This window comes from Bradyrhizobium sp. UFLA05-108, assembly GCF_059803455.1.
In genome coordinates, this window is record NZ_JBANAZ010000047.1 from 36,736 (window position 1) to 49,170 (window position 12,435).

The window sequence follows — 12,435 nt, forward strand, 5'->3', positions numbered from 1 at the left end:
CTCAGTGCCTGAGGTCGGAGAGAAAGCGTTTGACCCGCTCGTGCTTCGGTGCCGCAAAGAACTCCTTGGGAGATGCATCCTCGATCAACACGCTCTTGTCGAGGAACCAGATGCGGTCCGCCACCTCACGCGCGAAGCCCATCTCGTGCGTCACGCACATCATGGTCATGCCGGAGTGAGCGAGATTCTTCATGACCGCCAACACCTCGCCCACCATCTCCGGATCGAGCGCGCTGGTCGGCTCGTCGAAAAGCAGGACGGGAGGGTCCATGGCGAGTGCGCGCGCGATGGCGACGCGCTGGCTCTGCCCGCCAGAGAGCTGGTCGGGATAGGCATCGGCCTTCTCTGCCAAACCGACCCGCGACAACAGATCGCGCGCTCGATCCTCCGCTTTTCCCCGGTCGATCTTGCGGATTTTCACCGGTGCGAGCGTGATGTTCTCCAGCACGCTCATGTGCGGGAACAGGTTGAACTGCTGGAAGACGAAACCGATCCCGCTGCGGAGCAGATCAATGTCTACGCCCTTCGCGTGCACGTCCTGGCCGTTGACGACGATGCGTCCGCCTTGGATCGGCTCCAGGCGGTTGATGGTTCGGATCAGCGTGGTCTTGCCCGAGCCGGACGGACCGCAGAGTACGACGACCTCGCCCTTCCCAACGTTGGCATTGATGCCGGCAAGGCACTTGTGTGCGCCATACCACTTGTCGACATTCTCGAATGTGATCATGGCAGGGACTCCGTGGCGAGCGCCTCGTCGAGGCCGGTCTGAGGCTTTGCTGCATTGACCCGTTGCAGCCTGCGACGCAGCATGCGGCGCTCCATGAGGCGGGCCGTCTGCGTCAACGCAAAGCAGAGAAGAAAATAGGTCACCGCAAGAATCGAGAAGACCTGGACGGGCTTTGTGAGCAGCGCGTTGTTGACTTGAGCGGCCGCAAAGGTGAACTCGTTCATGCTGATGACGTAGCCAAGCGAAGTGTCCTTGATCAGCGACACGAACTGGCTGAGCAGGCTCGGCAGCGCGTTGTGCAGGGCCTGGGGCAGGATCACATAGGCCATCGTGCGACGGGCGCCCAACCCGAGCGAGCGAGCCGCTTCGGTCTGGCCGACTGGCAAAGCCAGGATGGCGGAGCGGATGATTTCGGCCAGGTAGGCGCTCTCATAGATCACGAGAGCGCCGATCAACGTCACGAAGCCCGGAATCGCATGACCGATCAGCATCGGCAGCGCGAAATAGCTCCAGAAGATCACCATGAGGACGGGCGTACCCCGCACCACCTGGATGACCACGGTCGCCGCGAGAGATAGCGCGCGAACTGAGCTGAGCCGGGCCAGTGCAAGGCCGAGCGCGCAGGGGAAAGCCAAAACCAGTCCCGCGATCGCGACGATCACGGTCATCGCGAGCCCGCCGAACGGGCCGTTGGGATATTGTCCAACCAGGAACAGAAGCCAGTTGTCGCGGATGATGCCAATCATGGCACGGCCCCCGTCCGCTTCCCGAGACGCGTACGCCTCTCCAGGTACTCGCCAAGCCCCGTGATCAGGAGCGAGATCGCGATGTAAATCCCGGTCGCCACCAGGAACGACTCGAAGGTGCGGAAGGTGTCGCTCTCGATCTGCCTGACCTGATAGGTCAGCTCGTGCACGCCGATCGCCATGGCGAGGCTGGTGTTCTTGAACAACAGCAGCGAATAGTTGACGAGCGGCGGAATCGCGACCCGCAAGGCCTGCGGGATAACGATATAGCGCATCGTGCCGAGATAGCCGAAACCGAGCACCCGCCCCGCTTCGTATTGCGTCTTCGGAATGGCGCGGAGTCCGGTTCGCAGCGCCTCCGACATGTAGGCAGCGAAGCAGAAGGACAGCGCGAAGAAGGCCAGGATGAATTCGCTGTTGCGCTCATTCAGCCAGATGCGGGCGTCCTCCGGTAGCAGCTCCGGAACCGCGAAATACCAGAACATCACCTGGACCAGCAGCGGGATGTTCTGGTGGACTTCCACGTATGCGGCAACGAGCCATTCGGCGGCCTTGAAGCCGGCCGAGCGCACGAGAACGAGGCCGATCGCTACGAGGAAGGCCAGGCACCACGCACAAACCGCCAGCTCAAGTGTGGTGATCAGACCCCCGAGCAGCCATTCCAGGTGTTGCCCGCTGAGCACCGGCCTGAAATCGAGCGAAAGGGTCATGGATCGTCCCCCGATGTGGCGGCCCGGCTATCAGCTCTTGGGGTCGAGGACCGGACTGCGCACCGTTTCGTCGAGACGGAAGGTGCGTTCAAGCTTGTAGGGACTATCCTTGCCGAGCCATTTGGCGAAGATGGCAGCGCCCTCACCCGAAGCTTCGAGCTTCTTGAGGGTGTCGTTGACGGCCGCGAGGAAGCCCGGCTCGTTCTTGCGCACGCCAAGCCCCCAGAATTCGACTGCAACAGGCTGCTTCAGCAATTCGAGGCCACCTGCCTGTTGCTGGAACTTCACCAGGCCAAGCTCACCGAGCGCCATGGCCTGAACCTTCGATTGCTCTAGCGCCAGGAAGGCGCTCGGCGGATCCTGGAACGTGAGGATCGTCGCACTGGGCAACAGGGTACGAACGTATTTCTCCGAGGTCGATCCCTTCGGAGCGCTGACCTTCTTGTCCTTGAGCTGGTCGAGCGACGAGATGCCGCTCGACGACTTCACCATCAGCATCTGGCGGCTGACGAACGAAACAAGGCTGTAGTCGATCAGCTGGGCACGCTCATCCAGATAGCCGAGAGCCGCCGAGAGAATATCGACCCGCCCCTGGGTGAGCTCGGGAATGCGCGCCTCCACCGCCAGGAGTTTCAGCTCCAGCTTTACACCGAGTTGCTTCGCGACTGCCTGGCACAGGTCAACCTCGTACCCCACCGTCTCGCGGGTCTTGGGGTCCTGGAAGCTGAAGGGCTCGAAGGTGCCTAGCGTGCCGCAAATGAGCGTGCCGCGCTGCTTGATATCGGCGAGCTGATCTGCGCGGGCGGCGGCGGTCATGCCGATCGAAAGGCCAAATGAAAGGACGATGGCTAAGGCTTTCATTGCGACGTTCTCCAGAGGTTGATCATCTTTGCGTGCGGCTTCCCTACTCACCAGCGCGATGCCACGTCGTTGATCGGCACGTGTACCGCCGCTCAGGGCGCAGTGCGGGGCGAGCACGAATGTGATCAAAGGAATTGGGCAGCAGCGATCCTCGAATGCGTGGAGCCAATCATTCCTTGCGTTGCAGGGTGTGGTAGCCAAGCGCTGCCCGCGCTTCGCGGATCGACGCACCGCTCGCGATGCGCTCGCGGATGGCTGCTTCGACCGTCTCGATCTTGCGGGCGGCTTCGGCGACCTCGCGCGCGCGCTGGCGCGGCACGACGACGACGCCGTTGGCATCCGCGACGACGATGTCACGCGTGGCGACACGCACCGTGCCAATGGCGACGGTTGCGCTCACGGATTCGACCTGCACACGATCCTTGCCGGTTCGCATGAAGCGACCGGCAGTGAAGAGCGGATAGCCATCCGCCAGTGCCTTGCTGACGTCGCGGCAGACCCCGTCGATGACCGTGGCTGCAATGCCGCGCAGACCCGAATATTGGGTGAGGATGTCGCCCCAAACGGTACAGTCCGTGCGTCCGCCGTTGTCGATCACAACGACATCGCCCTCAGCCACGTCGTCGATGTAGTCGCCGACCGAGCCTGCGGGTACGGTCGCGGGCACGTATTTCACGGTGAAAGCCGGGCCAACCAACACCTGCGAATAGTCCGCCAGTGGCGCAATGCCGAGCGCCTGTCCGTGCAAACCGAGCTTGTCGAGAGCATCCGAGACGCCGGGGGTGTCGAGCCCTGTGAAGAGCGCAACCAGCTCCTGATCTTCGGCGCTTGCTTTACGGGGATTCTGGGTCATTGGAGGAAGTACCTCGTCAAAGAGAGACAGCGACGCCCTCAGGCGCGGCGGATGGCTTCGAATTCCTTGTCGTGCATGACTTCAGCGACCGGACGGCCGGCTCGTACCGCAACGACCATGCCGTCCTGCCGACGCGCGATGCGCTCGCCGAGGTCGAGCACCTCGTCGATGCGGGCCGCCGGTATGAACGCCGTGCCGCAGCGGTCGGCGATGACGTAGTCGTCCTGGCTCACGGTGACGCCAGCCATCTGGACCGGCGTGCCGGAGGCGATCTGGATCACCCGATTGCGCGCGCTGATCATCGTGATGCCGCGGCCATAGACGGGATAGCCGATCGACTCGCTGCCCTCGATGTCACGGCTCACGCCGTCGATGACCGAGCCGCGGATCTGCTTGGCACGCGCGGCATTGGCGATGATATCGCCCCAGCAGGAGATTCCCTCCAACCCTCCGGCAATGACCAAGATGCGATCGTCAGTGGCGATCGCGTCGATGACCGGCGTTATGAGGTGAACCGTCGGCGCCGCATTGGTCTTCGGGCCAAGTTGGATGGTGCTGGCCCGTCCAACGATCTTCGGGCAATCCCACAACGGCCGCAGGCCGTAGGTGGCCCCGGGCAGATCGAGGAAATCCAGCGCATCGGACACGGTGTTCGTGTCGAGCGAGGCCAGACGGTCGAGCAAATTGGATATTGTCATCGCTGAGGTCCCTGTTTCCCCCGGCGGCAAGACTGAGCTGAAACTGCTGATATTGAAATTTCGATTAACTTATGTCTGTGATAGCCATTTCGGATCAGACCGCCGGATCGCGGGCATAATTGCCCACTGACGGCGTAATTGCCCACTGACGGCGGCCAGGTTCGGCGGGGACCCTGCCTGCAATGAGCACGATCGATTTCCGGCTGATCCGGCAGCTATGGATGTTTCTGGCCGTCGCCGAAGAGCAGCATTTCGGCCGGGCCGCGCGACGCCTCGGCATGTCGCAGCCTCCACTGACCGAGCAAATCCAGGTGCTGGAGCGTTCACTCAAGCTCAAGCTCCTGGAAAGATCCCGGCGCGGCACCAAGCTCAGCCCCGCAGGCGCAGCCCTGCTGCCAGCCGTCCGCCGGTTCGCCGGGCATGTCGAGCAACTGGAAACCGTCGTGAGGGAGATTGCCGCGGGGCATTCCGGCGTGCTTCAGATCGGCGCGATCACCTCGGCCATGCTGGAAACCGTTCCGCCCCTGCTGAGTGAGCTTCGGCAACGCTATCCGGCACTGACCATCTTCGTTCGGGAAATCGACAGCTTCGAGGCAGTCGCGGGGCTCGAGGCCGGGGAACTCGATCTGGCATTTGTCAGACTGGAAGGAGAAGTCGGATCGGGCATTTCCACCATGCCGCTGACCGAAGATCGGCTGGCGATTGCCCTGCCCCGAGATCATGCCCTTGCTAGGCTTCCGCGGGTGCGGCTTCGGTCACTGGATGGCGAGCAACTCGTGATGCCATCTCGGCAAGTCAGCCCGATCTATTTCGATGCGCTGGTCGCAGCATGTCGGTCCCATGGTTTCGCCCCGCGCATTCAGCACGAGGTACGCTCGATTTCTTCCCAGATCGCCTATGTGAGCTGCGGCCAAGGAATCGCACTGGTGCCAGCGACCATGCGCAAGCTCGCGCCGGAGGATGTGGTTGTTCGCCCTCTCAAGGAAAGGGTGATGGTGGTAACGGCGGCACTCGCCTGGAATTCAATGCGCTATAATCCGATGGTCGACGCGACCGTCGCATGGTTGAAGGCGCACTACTGAGGTCAAGACGTCTCGGCCAAGCGCGTAGATGTCGCCGTCGCTCGTCCGGGCCACAATATCTTGTGTTGCCAGCCGAAACGGCGATCTAGCCCTACTTTGCATGGGGTTGATTTCGAGGAATCAGATCAGCCATCGGGCAGAGCCTCTCGTCCTCCAATCGGCTTCGCTGCGCACGCCATGACGGGAACTACGACGCTCCGAAGTCCTTCGGTGTAAACGTCAGGTCGAGCACCCTCCACTCCTCGTACTTGTCGGCCGGCAGCATAGTGTAGGGCTGGCAGGCCTGGAGCGCGGCCTTGGCGGCCTGCATCAGGGCAAGGCCCTTGGCGGGCGATGCGCTGGCCTCGATCAGTGCCGGGACGGTGGCGAGCTGGCCGTCGGTGGTCATGAAGGTGCGGATCTTGATGTGGATGTTGTCGGACGGCGCGATCGTGTCAGGCAGCCTGGCGCAGCTTCGCAGGTGACGGCGGAATTCGGCGATGACGTTGGCCGGAAGCTTGGCCGCCTCAGTGGCCGTTTCACCGCCGCTCTCATTTTCCTTGGGGCCCTCTTTCGGCATGGGCGGCAGCTCGGCGGGCAAGCCCAGCATCACCCCGTATTTGAGGGTGACGTCGGGCTCAGGTGGCGTGTAGCTCGGCTGCGGCGCGGGTTGCGGCTGAGGCTGCGGTTGCGCTTCGGCCTCGCGCCTGGAAGGCGATGGCTGCGGCGGCGGTGAGGCCTGTGGCTCCGGCTGCGGCGATGGCTGCTGCGCCGATTGTGGCGATGGAGGTGGTGCGGGCGCCTCCGCCTTGTCCTTCGCGGTCAGCTCGGGCAGTGAAATCTGCGGCGACGGCGTCGGCTCCGGCAGCTTCTCCTTCAGTTCCTCCGGCGTGACGATGTCGACGGCGACCGTGTCGCTCGGCGGGGCATGGAACGGATGCACCTCGCTGATCAGGACGATCAATGCAACCAGCGTCACGTGCACGACGGCCGACGCCGCAATGTCCGTCCGTATGATCCGCCGCCGTTCCATGGCCCAACTTCGGTTGCTACCCACGGTCCTAGCATATGGATGCGGCGCCTCAATCCCATTTCGGCGCGAAGCCGAAATCGGTCAGCCGACCCTTGGGATGTGCGAGAGCGGCAATCTGGCTCATCTCGTCGGGCGACAAGTCGAAATCGAAGATCTCGATGTTTTCCGACAAACGTTCGACGCGCGAGGTGCGCGGGATCGCCACGACGTTCTGCTGCACCAGCCAGCGCAGGCAGATCTGCGCAGCCGTCTTGCGATGGACCCGGCCGATTCTGGCCAGTGTCTCGTCGCTCTTGATGCGCCCCCTGGCGATCGGGCTATAGGCGACGAGGGCAAGGCCGTGCTGGTCGCAGGCCGCCCTCACCTTGGTCTGATCGAGATAAGGATGAAATTCGACCTGATCGCAGACCAGTGGCTCCGGACACGCGGCGACCGCCTCTTCGATCAGCGCCACCGTGAAGTTGGAGACACCGATATGCCGCGTCAGCCCGAGCCGCCGGGCATGCGCCAGCGCGCCGAGCGTCTCGACAAGCGGCACGTGCGGATTGGGCCAGTGCAGCAGCAGCAGATCAACCGACGGCAGCCGCAGCCTGACCAGACTCTCCTTGACCGAGCGTTCGAGATCGTTCGGGGCAAAATGATTGGTCCAGACTTTCGTCGTGATGAAGACGTCGTCGCGGCGCACGCCGGAGGCGCGAACGCCATCGCCGACCTCGCGCTCATTGTCGTAGACCTGCGCGGTGTCGATATGGCGGTAGCCGAGCCGCAGCGCCTGTTCCACCACGCGCGCGCAGGTCCGGCCGCTCAGCTCCCAGGTCCCGAGCCCGAGAGCAGGAATGCTTGCACCATTGGCCTCGACGAACAGCATGAGGAATCCTCTCCTCGCCCGCCCCCGGTTGCATTATGGACCCCACGCACGCGGCTGCCAACCGAGACAGCCGGCATTGGCGTCAGGCCTTGTAGTCAGGCCCTGTAGTCAGGCCTTGGCGAGCGCCTGGAAGACCATATCCGGCGCATGCGCGATCACCGCAAGCAGCGCCCGTGCAGGTCCCCGCGGCGCGCGCTTGCCCTGCTCCCAGTTGCGGATGGTCTCGACGGGCACGCCGAGTTTTGCGGCGAACTCCATCTGGGTGAGACAGGCACGGCGGCGCAGGTCGCGCACTTCGAGCGGGCCGGCTTCGCTCGGCACAGCCGCGCCTTGCAGCGGAAGCTCCTGCCCGTCCCGCAATTCGACGATCCGTCCGTCCGCTTTCAGCCGCAACCGCATGTTCATCCCCAAGCGGGGCGATCATGATCGAGCTGGCTTAAGTTCGGATTAATGATAGCGCGATTGCAGCTATTTCAGCCCGAACCACAAGGTCGCAATGCCGAGGAAGGAGAAGAAGCCGACGACGTCGGTCACCGTCGTGACGAAGGTGCCGGAGGCGACCGCAGGATCGGCGCGCACCCGTTCGAGCCCCATCGGGATCAGAATGCCGCCGAGCGCGCCGGCAACGAGGTTGCAGATGATCGCCAGCCCGATGACGATGCCGAGCCCCGGGATCTTGAACCAGGCCACTGCGGCAATGCCGGTGATCACTGCAAAGGCGAGGCCATTGACGAGGCCGACGAAGGTCTCGCGCATCACCACGCGCCAGGCATTGGAGGAGCCGAGCTCGCGGGTGGCGAGCGCCCGCACCGCGACCGTCATGGTCTGGGTCGCGGCGTTGCCGCCCTGGCTCGCCACGATCGGCGCGAGCACGGCGAGCGCCACCATCTTTTCGAGCTGCCCCTCGAACAGGCCGAGCACGGAAGATGCCAGGAACGCGGTGGCGAGATTGACCAGGAGCCAGTTGAAGCGGGCGCGCGCAATGGTCAGCACGCTGTCGGACAGTTCTTCGTCGCTGGTGACGCCGCCGAGCGCCTTGAGGTCCTCGTCCGCCTCCTCCTCGATGACGTCAACGACATCGTCGACGGTGATGACACCGACGAGACGGTCCTGTGTATCGAGCACGGGTGCGGCAACGAGGTTATATTTGCCGAACATGTGCGCCACCTCCGCCTGGTCCTCCAGGACGGAGACGCGGCGGCGATCCTCGTCGCGGAGGTCGGCGAGCGGCACCGGGCGCCGGGCGCGCAAGAGCACGTCGAGCGGAACGGCGCCCTGCCAGTGCTGGTCCTTGTCGACGACGTAGATCTCGTAGAAGCGGTCCGGCAGATCGGGCGTCTCGCGCATGTAGTCGATCGCCTGGCCCACGGTGAAATCCTGGGGGACCGCAATGAACTCGGTCTGCATCCGCCTTCCGGCGGAGTTTTCCGGATAAAGCAGGCTGCGCTCGAGCGCGACGCGCTCGGGCAGCGGCAGCTTCTCGAGGATCTCCTCCTGATCCGCCTGATCGAGGGTCTCGAGCAGCTCGACGGCGTCGTCGGATTCGAGCTCGCGGACACCCTCGGCAACCGTTTCCGGCGGCAGCTCCTCGAGGATCTCCTCGCGGACGGCCTCGTCGACCTCGTTCAGGGCCGAGAAGTCGAAATCGCGCCCCGTCAGCTCGACCAGCCGGACGCGGTCATCCGCCTCCAGCGCGCCGATGAGGTCGCCAAGGTCCGCCTCGTGCAGTTCCGCGACGATGGCCCGCAACTGGGTGCTGTCGGAGGCCTCTATGGCACGCGCGATTTCCGCGACGAATTCGTGACGAATTTCGCCATCTTCATTGCGCATGGGAACGTGGTCGAGGACCGAGGTCTCGGCGGGTTCGGCAACGTCCATATGTTCGTCCATGGCGCGCCTCGCCGTTTGACAGGATGGATCAATTGGTCTGAGCTGGAGTTGAGGCAATAGTCACAAGGCAACATCGAGCGCAATGACAAAGATGCGTCTGCACCAATGGTCCCTGTCGGTCGCCATCGCGACGGCCGTGCTTGCCGGCAGCACGGCGGCGGACGCGGCCGACTGCCCGCGTCAGGATGCGCTCGGCACCGCGCGCGTGCTCAGCGTCGATGCCAAGACCTATCCGCGGGTCGGGCTGAAGAGCTTTCCGCAGACCCTGCCGCTCGCCGATCACGAGGTCGTGCTGACCTTCGATGACGGGCCCCGGCCTCCGCACACGCAAAAGGTGCTGGCAGCGCTAGCGCATGAATGCGTGCGCGCCACCTTCTTCCTGGTCGGCCAGTCATCGGCGGAATCTCCCGCACTGGTCAAGCGGATCGCTGCTGAAGGCCACACCGTCGCGCATCACACCTGGTCGCACCCGATGTCGTCGAAAATCTCCTTCGAACAGGCAAAGGAGAACATCGACCGCGGGATCGAGGCCGACGAGAAGGCACTCAACGGCGTGGCGACCCGCACGCCCTCGACGCCGTTCTTCCGCTTCCCCTATTTCGACTCCACGCCAGCGACGCTCGATCTGCTCCAGTCGCGCGGCATCGCCGTGTTCGGAGCAGACCTTTGGGCGAGCGACTGGGAGGACATCACCCCCGAGGAGGAATTGAAGAAGGTCAAAGAGCGGCTCGAGGCCGCCAGGAAGGGTATCATCCTGTTGCACGACGCGCAGGCGCGAACTGCGGCCATGATGCCCGCCTTCCTGCGGTACCTGCACGACAATGGCTACCACGTCGTTCACATTGTCCCGGCGGCGACGCAAAAGAGCGCCAATGCGCATTGATGCCGGAATGTCACGGCGGCCCAAAATGGGGTGATCGTGGGGCAATTAAGCCTCCGTTCATGCTAGGCCATGCAAATTGGACGGGGACCGGGCCTGAACCATTTCGGCTGGGCTTCGACCAAGGTTTTGAGATCGCGTGGATGTTCTGTCGCGGATCGCGTACGAGGGCAGACGGAGAGCAATGATCGGTCGTAGAGTTTCCTGCCGGATGCGGTCCTGGATCGTCTGCCTCGGATTTTTGGCCGCTGGCCCTGCCGCTGCGGTCGCCGCCGACTGTCCCGGCCATCCCGACGCGCTCGGCACCTCGCGCACGATCGTGGTCGACCCCCGCGAGCATCCGCGCATCGGCACGATGCAGTACCGGGAAACGCTGCCGCTGAGAGACCACGAGGTGGTCCTGACCTTCGACGACGGTCCGCTGCCGAAATACTCGAACCAGGTGCTCCAGATCCTGGCCGATGAGTGCATCAAGGCGACGTTCTTCACCATCGGCAATCAGGCCAAGGCGAACCCCGAGGGCGTGCGCAAGCTGGTCGCGGCCGGCCACACCGTCGGCACGCACAGTCTCACCCATCCCCTGACCTTCGAGAAGATGCCGATCGAGAAGGCGCAGGCCGAGATCGAAGGCGGCATCCAGTGGACCACCGCGGCGATGACCGATCCGTCGGCGCTGGCGCCGTTCTTCCGGATTCCCGGGCTGCTGCGCGCTGATGCCGTAGAGAACTATCTCATCTCGCGCGGCATCCAGGTCTGGAGCGCCGATTTCCCGGCTGACGACTGGCGGCACGTCTCGCCCGACCGTGTCTATCAGCTTGCCATCCAGCGGCTCGAGGCCAAGGGCAAGGGCATTCTGCTCCTTCACGACATCCAGCCGCGCACCGTCGCGGCGCTGCCCAAGATCATCCGCGAGCTCAAGGCCCGCGGCTATCGCATCGTGCATGTGGTGCCGGCGACTGCCGAACGGGCGGCAACGCCGACCGAGCCGGTTGAATGGTTGCTGCATCCGGCGAGCGAGAATGTGGCCGCGGTGCGCTGGCCGAGGATTCCGAGCTTCGTCTTCACACGGAGCGAAACGCTGCCGGCCCCGCTGCTGTCGGATTTGAACGCCGAGCTGCCGCGCCAGGCCGGCTCGTCGCATTGGGGCGTCGCGAAGGCCGGCGCGGAAAGCCTGCCCGTTCCGAGCCGGGACCTTTTCGAGATCAAGGAAGGCTCGCTCGAAGTGCTGCTGGCCAAGACGGCGTCACGCCAAGTCGCAACAAAGCTCGCGCGGGCCAACACGGCCGATGCGGTCTCCTCGAGGAATGCAAAGGGCCGTGCGGCGGTCGCAGCGCATGGCGGCCAGCATGCGCAGGCCTCGCGCGCTACCTCGAAGCGCACAGCGCGGGACGCCAATGCCAGCGCGTCGCGCCCGACAAAGCTCGCGAGCCTGAAGAAAAAGCAGCAATAAGGCTTACAAGCCGCCTACTGCCGCACGATGGCGGCGACACAGAGCAGCACGATCAGCGCCAGGAAGAACAGGTCCATATAGGACTTGAGCTCACCGTCGCGGCGCAGCCGCGCCACATCGGTCACGATCTGCTTGCGTGCATTGGTTCCGCCACTGCCGTCATTGATCGGCGCTTGCAGGCGCCGCGTCTCGCCTTCCAGCTTCTCGATCTTCTGATAAAAGTAGAACGCGCGCAGCGTCGAGGCCGCGCGCATGCCGCTATAGACCAGCACGAGAATCGCGAGGATCGCGCGGTTGGGGTATTTCTCCATGAAGTTCAGGCTGAAATAGACCATCGCCAGGAACGCGAAGTTGGTCACGAAGCGGTAGACGAAGCTTAGAAAGACCATGCTGGCTCCAGCGAAGGGCGGCGCGATCGTGCGATCGTTGTGAGTTGCGGAGATATTGGACGCAAGCCGGAACTGCCGGCCTGGAATGCTGTGGGTGCTGGTCTACGCCAAGATTGTGCAACCAAGATTAAGGGTGCCCGCGCAGTGCGGGCCGAGAATCGATCGGGGGCCGGACGCGCGCGCCTTTTAGCTACGCTTGGCCATAATGCAAGAGAGCGCAGGCGGCTTGCCGCGACGCCACGCGCGGACGGCGGCGGCCGCGTCGGCTC

Annotated in this window: 14 protein-coding genes; 3 read left to right on the forward strand and 11 right to left on the reverse strand. The window is 63.9% G+C overall.

The window, feature by feature from the left end; translation table 11 throughout:
• Position 1: 1 nt before the first annotated feature.
• From SO140_RS29460 to SO140_RS29485, 6 genes are all read right to left on the reverse strand, one after another.
• Positions 2-727 (reverse strand): amino acid ABC transporter ATP-binding protein, encoded by a 726-nt coding sequence (locus SO140_RS29460; protein WP_449379950.1) that lies wholly within the window; start codon positions 725-727, stop codon positions 2-4.
• Positions 724-1,473, reverse strand: coding sequence for an amino acid ABC transporter permease (locus SO140_RS29465; protein ID WP_449379949.1), 750 nt, complete (start codon positions 1,471-1,473; stop codon positions 724-726). The genes SO140_RS29460 and SO140_RS29465 overlap by 4 nt, the downstream gene beginning before the upstream one ends.
• Positions 1,470-2,183: an amino acid ABC transporter permease gene (locus SO140_RS29470; RefSeq protein ID WP_449379948.1), complete on the reverse strand. Its 714-nt coding sequence runs from the start codon at positions 2,181-2,183 to the stop codon at positions 1,470-1,472. The genes SO140_RS29465 and SO140_RS29470 overlap by 4 nt, the downstream gene beginning before the upstream one ends.
• Before the next feature lie 30 nt (positions 2,184-2,213).
• Positions 2,214-3,044: an ABC transporter substrate-binding protein gene (locus SO140_RS29475; protein ID WP_449379947.1), complete on the reverse strand. Its 831-nt coding sequence runs from the start codon at positions 3,042-3,044 to the stop codon at positions 2,214-2,216.
• A gap of 169 nt (positions 3,045-3,213) precedes the next feature.
• Complete coding sequence (locus tag SO140_RS29480) at positions 3,214-3,897, reverse strand: RraA family protein (RefSeq protein WP_449379946.1); 684 nt, start codon at positions 3,895-3,897, stop codon at positions 3,214-3,216.
• Positions 3,898-3,935: 38 nt separating this feature from the next.
• On the reverse strand, positions 3,936-4,595 hold the full coding sequence (locus SO140_RS29485; RefSeq protein ID WP_449379945.1) for an RraA family protein: 660 nt from the start codon (positions 4,593-4,595) through the stop codon (positions 3,936-3,938).
• A 182-nt stretch (positions 4,596-4,777) separates the two neighbouring features.
• Here SO140_RS29485 and SO140_RS29490 point away from each other — a divergent pair, with 182 nt between their 5' ends.
• Positions 4,778-5,677: a LysR family transcriptional regulator gene (locus tag SO140_RS29490; RefSeq protein WP_449379944.1), complete on the forward strand. Its 900-nt coding sequence runs from the start codon at positions 4,778-4,780 to the stop codon at positions 5,675-5,677.
• A gap of 187 nt (positions 5,678-5,864) precedes the next feature.
• Here the strand turns inward: SO140_RS29490 and tolA are convergent, their stop codons facing one another.
• From tolA to mgtE, 4 genes are all read right to left on the reverse strand, one after another.
• Positions 5,865-6,689 (reverse strand): cell envelope integrity protein TolA, encoded by an 825-nt coding sequence (gene tolA / locus SO140_RS29495; protein WP_449379943.1) that lies wholly within the window; start codon positions 6,687-6,689, stop codon positions 5,865-5,867.
• A gap of 49 nt (positions 6,690-6,738) precedes the next feature.
• On the reverse strand, positions 6,739-7,557 hold the full coding sequence (locus SO140_RS29500; RefSeq protein ID WP_449379942.1) for an aldo/keto reductase: 819 nt from the start codon (positions 7,555-7,557) through the stop codon (positions 6,739-6,741).
• A gap of 108 nt (positions 7,558-7,665) precedes the next feature.
• The gene (locus tag SO140_RS29505; protein WP_449379941.1) at positions 7,666-7,962 is read right to left on the reverse strand and encodes a helix-turn-helix domain-containing protein; all 297 of its coding nucleotides are present in this window, start codon (positions 7,960-7,962) and stop codon (positions 7,666-7,668) included.
• A gap of 63 nt (positions 7,963-8,025) precedes the next feature.
• On the reverse strand, positions 8,026-9,447 hold the full coding sequence (gene mgtE / locus SO140_RS29510) for a magnesium transporter (protein WP_449379940.1): 1,422 nt from the start codon (positions 9,445-9,447) through the stop codon (positions 8,026-8,028).
• Between the two features lie 82 nt (positions 9,448-9,529).
• On the opposite strand from mgtE, the gene SO140_RS29515 reads away from it, so the two are divergent.
• Both SO140_RS29515 and SO140_RS29520 read left to right on the forward strand, forming a co-directional pair.
• Positions 9,530-10,330 (forward strand): polysaccharide deacetylase family protein, encoded by an 801-nt coding sequence (locus SO140_RS29515; RefSeq protein ID WP_449379939.1) that lies wholly within the window; start codon positions 9,530-9,532, stop codon positions 10,328-10,330.
• Between the two features lie 181 nt (positions 10,331-10,511).
• Entirely contained in the window at positions 10,512-11,777 is a 1,266-nt protein-coding gene (locus SO140_RS29520) for a polysaccharide deacetylase family protein (protein ID WP_449379938.1), read from the forward strand.
• A 14-nt stretch (positions 11,778-11,791) separates the two neighbouring features.
• Here the strand turns inward: SO140_RS29520 and SO140_RS29525 are convergent, their stop codons facing one another.
• Positions 11,792-12,166 carry a hypothetical protein gene (locus SO140_RS29525; RefSeq protein WP_449379937.1) on the reverse strand — a complete coding sequence of 125 codons (375 nt, stop codon included), beginning with the start codon at positions 12,164-12,166 and terminating at the stop codon, positions 11,792-11,794.
• Positions 12,167-12,435 lie beyond the last annotated feature (269 nt).